Raw genomic sequence first — 13,760 nt, 5'->3', positions numbered from 1 at the left:
CCGGCTACCCCGCGAGCCGCACCGGATGTTCCGAGAGTACGAAGACGACCGCATCTGCAGCAGGTTCATAATCCGCGACCGGCAGGAATCGGGGCGATTGCAGCCTGGCAGCTCTTGGGGCGGTCGTCTCTCCGCTGAATGGCCGACGTGGGTGGGAAGCCGTCATTGGCGCGGGCCGATTGGATCTAGTAGCAGTACGACGATGGACAATCTCATCAGGCCTTGGTCGCCGTTGCCGGACTTGCCCCAGCTTCCCTGTGGCATCGACGTGGCAGGCGGTCCTGAACGTGTGACGCTAAGGGCCATCTACTCGTTTTACGGCCATGAGCGCGACCTCCAGATTGATTTTCTTGAGGCCGAGATATTCGGCTGCTTCAGTGAACTCGCCTCCCCTCTCGTCACGGTTGCCGATGATTATCCGAGGCTGAAAAACCACCCCTTCGCCAGATACCTCTGGCCGATGATGGAAGTGATGAACTCCAGTTGGCTCTCGTCACATCGCGAAAATCTATGGACCCCCGACCGACCCTATAAGCACTATCGCGTGGTTTCGGACGACGGATCGTTCGATGTCCTGACCCCGGCAGAGCCTACGGCCCGCTGGACCCTCCCACAGGTCTGATCAGGTCCCCAATCGGGGCGTTTCCTGCCATTCCGCTTCTGGTACCGGCTTGGGCCTCGCCGACGGCCGGGATTGGTGGAAAGCGGTCCGGCGGCTTTTGGCGCGGGGGTGGCGCTTAGCTGCCCTCGTCGAGGTGCGGATAATACGCCCCGTAATCCGGGTGCCCGGCAAATAGCGCGGCGAAGTCTTCCCCGTCCTTCAAAAACAGCGTTAGCTCCATGCCGAGGTTAGAGGCAGACCAGTCAGCGATAGCGATTGCCGCCGTAGCGAGCGTGCCGTGCTGAACGGCGGTGGTAGACAGTGATTGGCCCCGGTCGCCTACATAATTCCCCTCAACCGTATTCGCGTATGCGGTGAAGTTGTAGTAACTAGAAGGTGAGAATGGACCGAAAGCCACGCCCATCGGCGGATCCAAATGCTCTAGAACAGCGGTTCCGACTAGCATTTCACCTTCGTATACGCTGACCTGCATATGGCAGAGTCTCACGCTGGGTGAACGTCCGCAACCGGGAAATGCTGTTCATGCCGGGAATGGCAGGGAACGGGGCGGAAGGTGTCGTCTGTGCTAATTGCTGGTTTCGACCGTTCCATTGGCAACGACGTAGCGCGTCGCGCCGCCGGGGACGGCGTCGAACAATTCGGGTTCGGTGCCCGTCATCCACACCTGGCCCTTGCCTGCCAGCCGCTCGAACAAGGCCGCGCGCCGGCCCGGATCGAGGTGCGCGGCGACTTCGTCGAGCAGCAGGATCGGCGCGCGGCCGACGCGGTCGGCGACAAGCTCGGCATGCGCGAGGACGAGGCCGAGCAGCAGCGCCTTTTGCTCGCCGGTCGAGCAGAGATGCGCGGGCTGGGCCTTGCCGAGATGGGTGACGAGCAGATCGGCGCGGTGCGGACCGGCCAGGGTGCGTCCGGCGGCGGCGTCGCGGCGGCGGCCGTCGCGCAATTCGCGGGCCAGCGCATGCGCATCGCCCCCCCATCCGTCGATCGTGATGCCCGCGCGCGCGAAGACGCTTTCGGGCTGGTGCTCGATCTGCGCGGCCAGCGTCGTCACCATGTCGCGGCGCGCCGCATCGATCGCCGCGCCATGCTCGGCCATCCGCGCCTCGAGTGCAGACAGCCATTCGGGATCGGCGGGCGCCTCGTCGGCGAGCAACCGGTTGCGCTGGCGCATCGCGGCCTCGTAGCGCGTCGCATGCTGGGCGTGGCCGGGCGCGAGCGCGAGCGTGAGCCGATCGAGGAAACGACGGCGCTCGCCGGGACCTTCGACGAACAGCCGGTCCATCGCCGGCGTGAGCCACAAGACGGTCACCCATTCGGCGAGCGTCGCCGCCGCGGCGGCGGCGCCGTTGATCCGCACCAGCCGGCGCTCGGGCGCGTCGGGCTGGGTGCCGGTGCCGATCTCGACATCGCCGAGCGCGGCCGCCACGCCGAAGCCGCCGGCCGCGCCCTGCCGCGCCATCTCGCCGAGCGGCGCGCGGCGCAGGCCGCGCCCGGGTGCGAGCAGCGATACCGCCTCGAGCACGTTGGTCTTGCCCGCGCCATTTTCGCCGGTGAGCACGACGAAGCCGGCGCCGGCGGCGAGGCTCGCGTCGGCATGGTTGCGAAAATCAGTGAGGACAAGTCGCGTGACGGTCATTTATCCATGCTCTAGCGCAGCCACTTGCCGCCGGACAGCGCTTCGCCGATGAAGGCGCAAAAGGAGATTCCATGATCCGTATCTGTCTCGCCGCCGTCGCGGCACTCGCTCTTTCCGCCTGCTCGAAGGCACCCGAGGACGTCACTGCCCGCTATACGCTCGGCGGCGGCTCGGGATCGGTCACCGTCCAGGCCGCGGCCAATGGCGACGCGCGCGTCGAGAGCGGCCAGCAGGCGCTCGTCCACAAGGGCGACACCGATTACATGCTGATCACCGATCCCAAGGGCGCCTTCGCCGCGAAGATGGACGATTTCCTCGCGGTGATCGGCGAGATGATGCGCGCCGACGGGATGAAGCCCGCCCCGACCCCGCCGCAGAGCGAGTATGAGCTGGCCAAGACCGGCACCGACACCTTGGCCGGGATCAAGGGCGACATCTGGAAGGTCACCCCCAAGGATCCGGCCAAGGGCCCGGCGGGCGAGACCGTCGAGGCAGTGATCAGCAGCGATCCTGCTTATGCCCATGTCGGCAAGGCATTGGCGATGCAGACCAAGCTGGGTGCCGGGATGCAGAAGCTGCAGGGCGGCGCGGGCAATCTCGAAAAGCGCATCGAGGAGATGCTCGGCAAGGGCATGGTGCTGCGCTTCGACAATTCGCTCAAGCTCGACAAGGTCGAGAAGGCGCCGATCGACGCCAAGGTCTTCGCGCTGCCGACGGTGCTCGACAAAGCCGCGCTCAAGGCGCGCCTGACCGCTGCGCGCGACGCCGCCAAGGCGGCCCAGCCGCCGATGCCGGTCCAGCCTTCGGCCGATGGCGCGCCGACGGCCGCGCCTGCGCCTGCGCCGGCACCCGCTCCGGCGCCCAAGGCCAAGTGATGCGCCGGACAGCGGTGCTTGCGATCGCACTGACGCTCGCGCCGCTGCCGGCGGCGGCCGACGTCACCGCACATTATGCGGTGGGCCGCGATACGCTGTCGGTCGAAGTCGACGACAATGGCGACTATCGTGCCGAAGTCGCCGGCAAGGTCATGCTGCTGCGCCGGGCCGGCACGGACTATGTCGTGATCTTTCAGGGCGCCGTGCCGCTGGTCGTCGAGCGGCAGGCGTTTCTGAAGCTGGCGAAGAACATGGTGGCGGGGACATTTCCCCCTTCCGGGGAACGCCGCGATGTGCGGATCGGCAGCGCCGGCGAGGAAGTCGTCGCCGGCCGCCGTGGGACCTCCTGGTCCATCCGGGTGGCGGATAGCGACGGAAATTCGATTCGGGCGGTGATGAGCGCCGACCGCGATCTCGCGCCCGTCGGCATGGTGTTCATGAACGTCCTCGATGCCGGGCTGGAGACGTTCGGCGCGATGCTCCCCGCGTCGAATTTCGGCGAGGCGCTGCGCGAGGTGATGGCCAAGGGCGCACCTTTGCGCCTCAGCCTGGGAGAGGAAGTGCAGCTCCGTTCGGTCAGCGCCGCCCAGATCGATGCGGCGCGGTTCGCGCTGCCGGGGCCGGTGATGGATTCCGCGGCTTTCGATCAGGCGATGTCGAAGCGCTCCGAACCGGCGGACGCGGACGAAGTCCCCGAAGCCCCGCCGTTGCCCTAGATCCCGCTCAATCCCGCGGCATCGAGGCTCGCCTGCGCGACGCGATAGGCTTTGGGCTCGGCGATGTTGAGCCGGCGGCGCGCGACGTCGAGCGGCTCGGCGAGCAGGGCCTCGTAATCCTCGCCGTGCAGCCAGCCCGCCTGCCTGCCGCGGCGATAGCCCTCGATCACCGCGCGGAAGAAATCGAGCTTGCCGGTGATGCGGATGCTCTTGAGCGCTGCGCCGGCGGCGATGAACGCCCAGCCGAGCCCGCCGGTCTGCGCGTAGGAGAAAGCGACGAGGCACGCCTCGCCGAGATGCTCGTCGGCCTTGTAGCCGGTGAGCACGTGCCAAAGATCGTGGATGTCGCGCTCGCGGCGGCCCATCCACGCATAGGGATGCTCGATCTCGAGCGCCTGATCGCCGATCGCATTGACGCTCACTTCGGCGAGCCCCTTGGCCGAATAGCCGGTGGCGTCGAGGAAGCTGCGATAGGTCCCGCCGACCGTGTCCGACGCGAAACCGTCGACCCAGCGGCGATCCGAGAGCCGCTCGGCGAGCTCGAGCCGACGATAGGCGAGCTTGCCGCCGCCGGGCACGGTCAGCAATTTGCGGTAATTCTTCTGCGTGACGTCGCCGTTCAGCGCGCGCATGATGCGGAACACCTGCTCGGTATCGTCGCCATTGGCGAGCAGCCGGCGCAGCGCCGAAAGCGCAGTGCCCCATTCGCGCTTCATCGGGATGCCGGGATTGAACGGCTCTTGTATCTGCGTCGCCATGATCTGCCTGCTCGTTCTACTGACACTAGTGTAAATAGCAGCAAGCGCGCGAAAGTTCAATCCTGTCGCGCGCAACTTAAGGCGGCGCTACCCTGTTGGGGAAGCGAAGAGGGAGGAAGACCGATGCGAAGCTGGACCGCGCCCGCCGCCTTGCTGGGCCTGATGCTCGCGGCATGCGGCCCGCAGAGCCCCGAACAGGCGGCGATCGCCAATATTCAGGATGCCGCCGCGGCCGAGGCCGAAGCGATCGAATCGGCCTCGAAGAACCAGATCGGGCAGATCCGCGCCGAGGCCGACACGCTTTCGGGCCAGGCCGCGATCGCCAACGGCTTCGAGGCCGAGCGATTGCGGACTCGCGCCGAGGCGCTGCGCAAGGACGCGAGGATCGTCGAGCGGCATGCCGAGGCGCGGATGCGCGCCGTCCGCGATCGCGCGCGCGCCGATGTGAGCGCGCTCAAGGCGCAGTAATTTGGGGCGCCCGCCAGGCGCAGCGATTATTGGAGCAGCCGCTTGCGGATGTCGGCGCGGCGCTCGAAGATCGATGCCATCTCGAGGTGCAGTGCGCGGTCGCGCGAATTGGCGGCACGCTCCGCCCGTTCGCGCTCTTCGCTCGCGCGGCGGTCGTTGAAGGCTACCAAGGCTTCCAGTCCGTGCATGGGCGGCGCTGTACCACGTCATGCCCGAACAAAATCCTACGTATTGATGCGACTCGCGGAAATACGTGGATAAGTGGGCACGATTCGTCGCGATTCAGACACGCATCGGCATCAGCACGTACAGTGCCGGCGAGGTGTCATTCTCGCGGATCAGGGTCGGCGCCGCGGCGTCGGCGAGGTGAACCTCGACGAGGTCGCCTTCGATCTGGCCGAGAATGTCCATCAGATAGCGGCTGTTGAAGCCGATCTCGAACGGCATCGCGGCGTAATCGCCCGGCACTTCCTCGGCGGCTGCGCCGTTTTCGGGGCTGGTCACCGACAGGATGATCTTGTCGCGATCGAGCGCCATCTTCACCGCGCGGGTCTTTTCGGTGGCGATCGTCGAGACGCGGTCGACGCCCTGCATGAAGCTCTTCGGGTCGATCTTGAGGATCTTGTCGTTCGCGGTCGGGATCACCCGGCTGTAATCGGGGAAGGTACCGTCGATCAGCTTCGAGGTCAGGATCGCCTGGCCGAGATCGAAGCGGATCTTCGATCCCGACAGCGATACGCCGACCGAACCGTCGACTTCGTCGAGCAGCTTCCGCAGCTCGGCGACGCACTTACGCGGCACGATCACGTCGGGCATGCCGTCGGCCCCGTCGGGGCGCGCGACGGTGACCCGGGCGAGACGGTGGCCGTCGGTCGCCGCGGCCTTGAGCATCGGCGTCGCCTCGTCGGTGACGTGGAGGAAGATGCCGTTGAGATAATAGCGCGTCTCTTCGGTCGAGATCGCGAAGCGGGTCTTGTCGATGATCTGCTTGAGCGTCTCGGCGGGAAGCTCGAACGTCGTCGGCAATTCGCCCTCGGCGATCATCGGGAAATCGTCGCGCGGCAAGGTCGCCAGCGTGAACTTGGCGCGGCCGGCATTGACCGTGATCCGCCCTTCCGCCGCGGCGAGCTCGACCTGCGAGCCTTCGGGAAGCTTGCGGACGATGTCGAACAAAGTGTGCGCCGAGACAGTGATCGCGCCCGGCTGGTCGACCGCGGCGGCGATCGTCTCGTCGATCTGCAGGTCGAGATCGGTCGCCATCAGCCGCATCGTGCCGCCGCCCTGCGCCTCAATCAGCACGTTGGACAAGATCGGGATCGTGTTGCGCCGCTCGACCACCGACTGGACGTGGCTGAGGCCCCTCAACAGAGTTGCGCGTTCGATCGTCGCCTTCATCACTCAAAACCCCCGGTGCCGCGCACGAATCCGGGCGCTGGCGAATTGGCTCGAACCTAGTGTCTAACGGCAAAAAGGGCCGGGGCAAGCGCCCCGACCCTCTCGTGCACAGCAAAAAGCTGCGATTTGGCTCAGAAGCGGAAGCCGACGCCCGCGACGATCTGATGGCGATCGGTGTCGACGTCGAACGTATCGGTCACCGTGCCGTTGGCGAACTGGAAGTCCGCGTTGGTGTAGTTCGAGTAGCGATATTCGAGCTTGGCATAGGTGTTGCTGCCGATCGACTTCTCGACCCCCGCGCCGAGGCGCCAGCCATCGAGCTGGAAATTCTCGTCGGTCGTGGTGGTGCCGTTGTCGGCGGTCACGTTCAGACGGGCATTGGTGTAGCCGCCCTTGGCATAGAGCAAGGTGCCCGTGCCTACGGGAACGCCGACGCGCGCGCCGACATAGATGTCGCGGCCCGCCTTGACCCGGCCATAGCCGAAGAAATTGGGATCGCTGGTGTCGGTGGTGACCTTGGCGGTCGAACCGCTCAATTCGCCCTCGACGCCGACCACCACGCCGCCGAGCGGGATGTCATAGCCCGCTTCAACGCCGTACAGGGCGCCCTCGATGCTCTGATCGTCGCCACGGACGCGGGAATCTTCACTGTCGCCCGGACGGACGATGTCGAGGCCGCCGATCACGCCGACGCGGAAGCCGCCGGGGGCCGCATCCTGCGCGAAGGCGGGGGCGGCCAGCGCCGACGAGGCGACGAGGGCGGCGACGAAAACAAGCTTACGCATAACTACTCCTTGGGTAATCGGCCCACCTGGTGGGCGAGCCGGGGCATAACTGGGGAGGCGAGTCCGAGGTTGCATGAACCTCAGATAAACAAGGAAAACCGTGACCTTAGAGCAACAGCCGGGGCGACGGTCCGTGCGAAGGCGGGGCGGGGGCGGATGCGGCCAGAGCCGCGAACGAGCTTACGCATAAGATACTCCCATTACGCATACGGGCTCCGAAGCGGAGCTAGTGTGCTGATGGAGTAAGCCACCTGTTCGTTGCCTGAACGAAACGAGGCAGAATCGCGGCACGCCGCATTTCCGCCATTGCCTTTGCCGCGCGGAGGCGCTGAGGAGGGCGTCATGCCAGCCAGCAACCGCAAGGGCCGCGATTTCATCGCCCGTCACGGCGAGACCGTGTTCAACATCGCGCGCCGGATGCAGGGCGATCATCCGCATACTCCGCTCACCCGCGCCGGCTTCGCGCAGGCCGACGCGATGGGCGCGGCGCTGCGCGCATTGCTCGGTCCGAAGCCGGAGCTGACCTTGTGGTCGTCGAGTGCGGGCCGCGCGCTCCAGACGCTGGCGGTGATCGCCGAGCATCTCGAGCTCGACTGGCATCAGGTGAAGACCGACGACCGCCTCGTCGAGATCGGCATGGGAAGCTGGAGCGGGCGCTATTATGCCGATCTGCAGGAAGAGGTCGGCAGCTTCCTTGATCTCGAGCACGGGCTCTACACAAGGCCTCCCGAAGGCGGCGAATGGTATGATTCGATCGCCGCGCGCGTCTCGGGCTGGCTCGCCGATACCGATCAGGATCCCGGCGACCGGCTGGTGATCATGCATGGCATGTCGAGCCGCGTGCTGCGCGGGGTGATGACCGGCGTCGACGCGATGCCGCAATTCGACGCTCCGGTGGCGCCCGATCTGCCGCAGGGCTCCATCGTGCTGATCGAGCAGGGCGTCGAGCAGATCGTCCATCTCGGCACCGGCCGCGGCGCCGCGCCGGCATGATCGCGCTTGCCTTGCTTCTCGCGATGCTCCCGCGCGACGCGCTCGGCACCTGGGGCAGCTGGGGGGCGTTTCGCGATCCGTCGCCGCTGCGCTGCTTCGCGATCGCGCGGCCGGTCGCCCGCAGTCGCGATGCCCAGCCTTTCGCCAGCATCGCAAACTGGCCGGGGCAGGGGCTGCGCGGCCAGCTCCACATCCGCCTCAGCCGGCCGCGTTCGCCCAATGCCCGGGTGACCCTGGCGATCGGCGAGCGCCGCTTCGAACTGCGCGCCGGCGATTCGGACGCCTGGGCACCCGACGCCCGCACCGACGTCGCCGTGGTCGCCGCGATCCGCGACGGCCGCAGCATGAGCGTGGAGACGATCGCGACCACCGGCACGCCCTTCGCCGACACCTATGCGCTCAAGGGCGCCGCCACGGCGATCGACGCGGCGGCATTGGGGTGCGCGGGGCGCTGATCCTCGGATCGCGCCGATCACCCTGGCGATGCGCGCGACGATCGCAATCTGATAATTTTCGGAGGGAGGAAGCCGCATACGCCGCTCGAAGCGCTGGCGACGAGCTTCGCCGCGCTGGCGTGACGGCCTGAGACCGTCACGGGAGGCCCGGGCGGCGACCGCACCGCCGCCCGGAGGACCTCAGCGCTGGGCCGGAGCGGCCGCGCCTGCCGGCTGCTGCTTGGCAGCGGCGTCCTGAATCCGCTTGTTGAGCGCCGGATCGCCTTGCATCGTCTGGGCGATTTCGTTGAAGCGCACCGCGGTGAGGCCGGTCGCGGTGATCGCCGCTACCGACTTGGTGTTTTTGTCGGCTTCGGGAACCGCCGCGTCCTGACGGATCTTGCCGATGGCGAGCGCCGCGGTGGCGAACTGGGTCACTTCGGCCTCGGTCACCGGCGCAGCCGCGGCAGTGCCGGAACCCGAAGTGCCGGGTGCGGCCGCCGGGGGCGCTTCGGCCGGTGCCGGGCTGGTCTGCGCCGGCGACTCGGTGGTCTGGGCGAAGGCCGCCGGCGTCGCGAACAGCGCCACGGCGGGGATCAGCATCGAATTGCGAAACTTCATAGGTCACTCCAGTTAGGCCCCCGTTGAACGCAAGCTGGGCAGGCCGGGTCCTGCGAGGCAACCCGTTCCGCGGTGCATCGTTCGATTCGCGGGACAAGGGCACCGCCGGCCCCGGTTTTCGGCGCGAGACCGGGAGCGCGCCGGGGAGTGGAAAAGCGGCGCGAAATCGCCTACATGGCGCGCATGCAGACAGAGTCGGCCGCCCTCATGCCCATTCCGGGGCACATCGATCCCGTGCCCGTACCCCGCGCATTCCAGCCGCGCGCCGATGGCCGCATCGACTTGCTCGGCCTGTCCAAGCTCGACCTGCGGATGGCGCTGGAGACCGCCCAGCTCGAGCCGAAACAGGCCAAATTGCGCGCCAAGCAGATCTTTCACTGGATGTACAATCGCGGCGTCACCGAATTTTCGCTGATGACCGACATCTCGAAGGCGATGCAGCCTTGGCTCGAGCAGCGCTTCGTGATCTCGCGCCCCGAAGTCGTCGAGGCGCAGGTGTCGACCGACGGGACGCGCAAATGGCTCCTCCGCTCGGATGACGGCCAGGATTATGAGATGGTGTTCATCCCCGATGCGGACCGCGGCACGCTGTGCGTCTCGTCGCAGGTCGGCTGCACGCTCAATTGCCGCTTCTGCCACACCGGCACGATGCGGCTGGTGCGCAATCTGCTGCCGGGCGAGATCGTCGGCCAGGTGATGCTCGCGCGCGACGCGCTCGGCGAATGGCCGTCACAGCCCGAAGGCCGGATGCTCACCAACATCGTGATGATGGGGATGGGCGAGCCGCTCTACAATTTCGAGCATGTCCGCGACGCGTTGAAGCTGGTGATGGACGGCGACGGCCTCGCGCTCTCCAAGCGTCGGATCACGCTGAGCACCTCGGGCGTCGTCCCGATGATGGCGCGCGCCGGCGAGGAGATCGGCGTCAATCTCGCGGTCTCGCTCCACGCGGTGACCAAGGAAGTCCGCGACGAGATCGTGCCGATCAACCGGAAATACGGGATCGAGGAACTGCTTCAGGCGTGCGCCGATTATCCCGGCGCCAACAATGCCCGGCGGATCACCTTCGAATATGTCATGCTCAGGGACAAGAATGACAGCGATGCCGACGCGCACGAGCTGGTCCGGCTGATCAAGAAGTACAAATTGCCGGCCAAGGTGAACCTCATCCCGTTCAATCCGTGGCCGGGCGCGCCCTACGAATGCTCGACGCCCGAGCGGATCCGCGCTTTCTCGACGATCATCTTCGAGGCGGGCTATTCGGCGCCGGTGCGCACCCCGCGCGGCCGCGACATCGATGCCGCCTGCGGCCAGCTCAAGACCGCGTCGGAGAAAAAGAGCCGCGCCGAACTCGATCGGCTCGCCGAGGAGAAGCAGGCGGCTCTGGGCTAGGGGCGTCCGTCTTTCGTCAGGACGAGCCACGTCCAGCGAACGCCCCGCGCCCGGCTTTCGGGGTGCACCGATCCCGTTTCGGCCTGGTGGGTCAGATCGAAGCCCGCGGCACGCGCGAGGCCGATCGACTCTCGTGGCGGGGCCGGCCAGGTACCGCGCCCCGGCGCATCCGGATCGTGACGGAGCGAGAGGATCAGCCGCCCGCCCGTTGCCGTGGCCGATGCGAGGCCGGGCATCGCGACCGCGCGGCCCGCGGGGTCGAGATGGTGCCAGACGGCGCACAGCAGCACGAGGTCGAACGGCGCGCACTGCCGGAGTCGGGCAAGCTCGGGAAGCTGATCGTCGAGCCATTCGATCCGCTCGCCATGGAGCGCCGCCCCGGCATCGCGAAACGCCGCCACCGGCTCGACCGCGAGCACGCGATGGCCCTGCCCGGCGAGCCAGGCGGCGTCGCGACCGGTACCCGCGCCGATATCGGCGATCCGGGCGGGTTCGCGCGGCAGAAAATCGCGTACCGGCGCATAGATCTGCTCGGGCGAGAGCGCGTCATAGCCGGCGATCAATTCGGGCGTCGCCGCCGCGGCATAGTCTGCCACCACATCGTTCATACGACACCTTTACCGTTCGTGCTGAGCTTGTCGAAGCACCGTTCTGTTCTTTCCAACGGTGGAAAAACAAGTACGGCCCTTCGACAAGCTCAGGGCGAACGGGAGTTCAGGCTGGTTCTCGATTTTTCATCCGCGGCGCTCGCCGCCGGCGCAGGCGTGCTCGGCGGGGCGATGAACGCGCTCGCCGGCGGCGGCACGTTCGCGACCCTGCCGGCACTGATCGCGCTCGGGCTCCCGGCCAACATCGCAAACGCCACCTCGAACGTCGCGCTGCTTCCCGGCGCGGGAACCAGCGCATGGGCCTATCGCGACGAGCTCGCCCCGGTCGCCGGCATGTCGGTCAAATTGCTCGCCGCGATCACGTTCGGTTTCGGGCTGGTCGGCAGCCTGTTGCTCGTCCTCACCCCCAGCGAAGTGTTCGACGTGCTGATCCCGTGGCTGCTGCTGTTCGCCTTCGCGGTGATGGTGTTCGGCAAGCGCGCCGCCGACTGGCTCCATGCCCGCGTCACCATCGGCCGGCCGACCCTGCTGGTCGCGCAGGCGTTTCTCGGCATCTATGGCGGCTATTTCGGCGGCGGGGTCGGGCTGATCACCACGGCGGTCTACGGCCTGCTCGCCAATATCCGCCCGCGCGAATTGTTCGCGATCCGCACCCTGATGCTCGCCGTCGCCAACCTCGCCGCGGCGTTCGTCTTCATCGGCTTCGCGATGGTGTGGTGGTGGGCATGCCTGCCGATGCTGCTCGGTTCGATCCTCGGCGGCTGGCTCGGCGCGCTGATCGGCAAGCGACTCTCACCCGGCATGGTGCGCGCCTGGACGCTGATCGTCACCGGCGCGACCACCCTCGTCTTCTTCGCGCGCGCGTACGGCTGAGTTCAATCCTCCTCCGCAAGGGGGAGGATTGGAGAGACTGGCGCTCGTCCCGCCGTCGCGGCATAACCTGCGCGTGACCAAGCGCATCCATCGGCACCGGCTGTTCACCCGCATCTGGCACTGGATCAACGCGCTCGCGATCCTGATCCTGATCCCCAGCGGGCTGATGATCTTCAACGCGCATCCGCGGCTCTATTGGGGGCATTACGGCGCCAATTTCGATCCGGCCTGGCTCGAATTGCCGCGCTTCCCCGGCTGGGCGACGATCCCCAGCCATTACAGCCTCGCGGGCGCGCGTCACTGGCATCTGTTCTTCGCTCTGGTGCTCGGCTTCGGGCTGCTCGCGCACCTTGTGATCGGGCTGACCAACCGGCACATCCAGCGCGATTTGCGCATCCGCCGCGCCGAGCTGGCGCCGCGCCACCTGCTCGCCGACTTCAAGGCGCACCTCGCGCTGCGCTTCCACGATCCCGCCGATCCGAGCGCGTACAATATCTTTCAGAAGCTCAGCTATGCCGGAGTGATCTTCGGGCTGATCCCGCTGCTGATCGTCTCTGGGCTGGCGATCTCGCCCGGCATGTGGCCCTGGCTCGCCGATCTGTTCGGCGGGCGCCAATCGGCGCGGTCGGTTCATTTCCTCGCAATGGCGGCGATGACCTTGTTCGTCGTGGTGCACCTCACGCTGGTGATCCTCGCCGGCCCGATCAACGAGGTCCGCGCGATGGTCACCGGAAAATGGCGCGTGCCCGAGGACGAGGCGTGATCACCCGCCGCACGCTCCTCGCCGGCACCGGCGCGACTTTGCTCGCCGGCTGCGATTCGTTCACCGACAATCCTGCTTTGCTCAGCGCCGAGGACGCGCACCGTTTCCTCCAGCGCTCGATCACCGGCCGCGCCGCGCTCGCCCGCCAGTTCCGCCCCGAGCAGCGCAGCCCGATCTTCCGGGTCAACGGCACCGCCAATCCCGATACGCCCGAATACAACGCATTGGCGGCGAACCGTTTCGCCGACTGGCGGCTGCGCGTCGACGGGCTGGTGGCGCGGCCGCTGAGCCTCAGTCTCGCCCAGATCCAGTCGCTTCCCCAGCGCGCGCAGATCACCCGGCACGATTGCGTCGAGGGGTGGAGCGCGATCGGCAAATGGCAGGGGCCGCGGCTCGAGACCGTGTTGCAGCTGGCAGGGATTCGCGACACCGCGCGCTATATCGTTCTCCACTGCGCCGATCGCTTCGGCAGCACGCCTTATTACGAATCGATCGATCTGATCGACGCCTTCCATCCGCAGACCCTGCTCGCCTGGGCGATGAACGACGCCACTCTGTCGGTCGGCCATGGCGCGCCGCTCCGCCTCCGGGTCGAGCGCCAGCTCGGCTACAAGCAGGCCAAATACATCATGCGGATCGAGGCAGTGGCGAGCCTCGCCGCGATCGGTGCGGGCAAGGGCGGCTATTGGGAGGATTCGAACGGTTACGAATGGTATGCGGGGATCTAGACCGTCATCCCGGCGAGCGCCGGGATCTCGTGCCACCCGCCGCTCGCTCGCCGCCGAGGTCCCGGCTTTCGCCGGGATGACGGGAATTTTCCG

General features: G+C 67.1%; 18 protein-coding genes. 10 read left to right on the top strand and 8 right to left on the bottom strand.

All coding sequences use genetic code 11. From position 1 onward, the window contains the following. The first annotated feature begins 202 nt into the window (after positions 1 to 202). The gene (locus tag Q9Q95_RS10535) at positions 203 to 622 is read left to right on the top strand and encodes a hypothetical protein (RefSeq protein WP_306096744.1); all 420 of its coding nucleotides are present in this window, start codon (positions 203 to 205) and stop codon (positions 620 to 622) included. A 115-nt stretch (positions 623 to 737) separates the two neighbouring features. On the opposite strand, the gene Q9Q95_RS10530 is transcribed toward Q9Q95_RS10535, so the two are convergent. Together Q9Q95_RS10530 and recF are read right to left on the bottom strand one after the other, a co-directional pair. Further along, positions 738 to 1,094 (bottom strand): hypothetical protein, encoded by a 357-nt coding sequence (locus Q9Q95_RS10530; RefSeq protein WP_306096741.1) that lies wholly within the window; start codon positions 1,092 to 1,094, stop codon positions 738 to 740. 93 nt (positions 1,095 to 1,187) lie between these two features. Continuing rightward, a complete protein-coding gene (gene recF, locus Q9Q95_RS10525; RefSeq protein WP_306096739.1) occupies positions 1,188 to 2,258 on the bottom strand; it encodes a DNA replication/repair protein RecF in 1,071 nt (356 codons plus the stop codon). A 71-nt stretch (positions 2,259 to 2,329) separates the two neighbouring features. Here recF and Q9Q95_RS10520 point away from each other — a divergent pair, with 71 nt between their 5' ends. Beyond that, complete coding sequence (locus tag Q9Q95_RS10520) at positions 2,330 to 3,133, top strand: hypothetical protein (RefSeq protein ID WP_306096737.1); 804 nt, start codon at positions 2,330 to 2,332, stop codon at positions 3,131 to 3,133. Continuing rightward, the gene (locus Q9Q95_RS10515) at positions 3,133 to 3,849 is read left to right on the top strand and encodes a hypothetical protein (protein WP_306096735.1); all 717 of its coding nucleotides are present in this window, start codon (positions 3,133 to 3,135) and stop codon (positions 3,847 to 3,849) included. The genes Q9Q95_RS10520 and Q9Q95_RS10515 overlap by 1 nt, the downstream gene beginning before the upstream one ends. Here Q9Q95_RS10515 and Q9Q95_RS10510 read toward each other — a convergent pair. Continuing rightward, positions 3,846 to 4,607, bottom strand: a complete 762-nt coding sequence (locus Q9Q95_RS10510) for a Coq4 family protein (protein WP_306096734.1) — start codon at positions 4,605 to 4,607, stop codon at positions 3,846 to 3,848. The two genes, Q9Q95_RS10515 and Q9Q95_RS10510, sit on opposite strands and share 4 nt — an antisense overlap. A 123-nt stretch (positions 4,608 to 4,730) precedes the next feature. Here Q9Q95_RS10510 and Q9Q95_RS10505 point away from each other — a divergent pair, with 123 nt between their 5' ends. Beyond that, the gene (locus tag Q9Q95_RS10505; protein ID WP_306096733.1) at positions 4,731 to 5,075 is read left to right on the top strand and encodes a hypothetical protein; all 345 of its coding nucleotides are present in this window, start codon (positions 4,731 to 4,733) and stop codon (positions 5,073 to 5,075) included. A gap of 26 nt (positions 5,076 to 5,101) precedes the next feature. On the opposite strand, the gene Q9Q95_RS10500 is transcribed toward Q9Q95_RS10505, so the two are convergent. The 3 genes from Q9Q95_RS10500 to Q9Q95_RS10490 all read right to left on the bottom strand — a co-directional run bounded on the left by Q9Q95_RS10500 (position 5,102) and on the right by Q9Q95_RS10490 (position 7,255). Further along, positions 5,102 to 5,263, bottom strand: a complete 162-nt coding sequence (locus Q9Q95_RS10500) for a hypothetical protein (protein ID WP_306096731.1) — start codon at positions 5,261 to 5,263, stop codon at positions 5,102 to 5,104. Positions 5,264 to 5,357: 94 nt separating this feature from the next. Continuing rightward, positions 5,358 to 6,470, bottom strand: coding sequence for a DNA polymerase III subunit beta (gene dnaN, locus Q9Q95_RS10495; RefSeq protein ID WP_306096729.1), 1,113 nt, complete (start codon positions 6,468 to 6,470; stop codon positions 5,358 to 5,360). 131 nt (positions 6,471 to 6,601) lie between these two features. Further along, on the bottom strand, positions 6,602 to 7,255 hold the full coding sequence (locus Q9Q95_RS10490) for an outer membrane protein (protein ID WP_306096727.1): 654 nt from the start codon (positions 7,253 to 7,255) through the stop codon (positions 6,602 to 6,604). A 342-nt stretch (positions 7,256 to 7,597) separates the two neighbouring features. Here Q9Q95_RS10490 and Q9Q95_RS10485 point away from each other — a divergent pair, with 342 nt between their 5' ends. Both Q9Q95_RS10485 and Q9Q95_RS10480 read left to right on the top strand, forming a co-directional pair. Next, positions 7,598 to 8,248 carry a histidine phosphatase family protein gene (locus Q9Q95_RS10485; protein WP_306096725.1) on the top strand — a complete coding sequence of 217 codons (651 nt, stop codon included), beginning with the start codon at positions 7,598 to 7,600 and terminating at the stop codon, positions 8,246 to 8,248. Continuing rightward, entirely contained in the window at positions 8,245 to 8,703 is a 459-nt protein-coding gene (locus Q9Q95_RS10480; protein WP_306096724.1) for a hypothetical protein, read from the top strand. Before Q9Q95_RS10485 ends, Q9Q95_RS10480 begins: the two co-directional genes overlap by 4 nt. A gap of 180 nt (positions 8,704 to 8,883) precedes the next feature. On the opposite strand, the gene Q9Q95_RS10475 is transcribed toward Q9Q95_RS10480, so the two are convergent. Then, positions 8,884 to 9,303 carry a DUF4168 domain-containing protein gene (locus Q9Q95_RS10475; RefSeq protein WP_306096722.1) on the bottom strand — a complete coding sequence of 140 codons (420 nt, stop codon included), beginning with the start codon at positions 9,301 to 9,303 and terminating at the stop codon, positions 8,884 to 8,886. 207 nt (positions 9,304 to 9,510) lie between these two features. Here Q9Q95_RS10475 and rlmN point away from each other — a divergent pair, with 207 nt between their 5' ends. Beyond that, a complete protein-coding gene (gene rlmN, locus Q9Q95_RS10470; protein ID WP_306096720.1) occupies positions 9,511 to 10,695 on the top strand; it encodes a 23S rRNA (adenine(2503)-C(2))-methyltransferase RlmN in 1,185 nt (394 codons plus the stop codon). Here rlmN and Q9Q95_RS10465 read toward each other — a convergent pair. Further along, positions 10,692 to 11,303, bottom strand: a complete 612-nt coding sequence (locus Q9Q95_RS10465; RefSeq protein ID WP_306096718.1) for a bifunctional 2-polyprenyl-6-hydroxyphenol methylase/3-demethylubiquinol 3-O-methyltransferase UbiG — start codon at positions 11,301 to 11,303, stop codon at positions 10,692 to 10,694. The genes rlmN and Q9Q95_RS10465 overlap by 4 nt on opposite strands. 18 nt (positions 11,304 to 11,321) lie before the next feature. On the opposite strand from Q9Q95_RS10465, the gene Q9Q95_RS10460 reads away from it, so the two are divergent. Genes Q9Q95_RS10460 through Q9Q95_RS10450 form a run of 3 tightly spaced genes read left to right on the top strand, consistent with a single transcriptional unit; the run spans position 11,322 to position 13,667 of the window. Then, positions 11,322 to 12,176, top strand: a complete 855-nt coding sequence (locus Q9Q95_RS10460) for a sulfite exporter TauE/SafE family protein (protein ID WP_371876735.1) — start codon at positions 11,322 to 11,324, stop codon at positions 12,174 to 12,176. Between the two features lie 37 nt (positions 12,177 to 12,213). Continuing rightward, positions 12,214 to 12,939 carry a cytochrome b/b6 domain-containing protein gene (locus tag Q9Q95_RS10455; protein WP_371876739.1) on the top strand — a complete coding sequence of 242 codons (726 nt, stop codon included), beginning with the start codon at positions 12,214 to 12,216 and terminating at the stop codon, positions 12,937 to 12,939. Further along, positions 12,912 to 13,667, top strand: coding sequence for a molybdopterin-binding protein (locus tag Q9Q95_RS10450; RefSeq protein ID WP_371876734.1), 756 nt, complete (start codon positions 12,912 to 12,914; stop codon positions 13,665 to 13,667). Before Q9Q95_RS10455 ends, Q9Q95_RS10450 begins: the two co-directional genes overlap by 28 nt. Positions 13,668 to 13,760: the final 93 nt, after the last annotated feature.

It is taken from the genome of Sphingomonas sp. DG1-23, from assembly GCF_030730875.1.
Classification (GTDB): Bacteria; Pseudomonadota; Alphaproteobacteria; order Sphingomonadales; family Sphingomonadaceae; genus Sphingomonas.
This window is presented reverse-complemented; position numbering and strand designations above follow the sequence as displayed.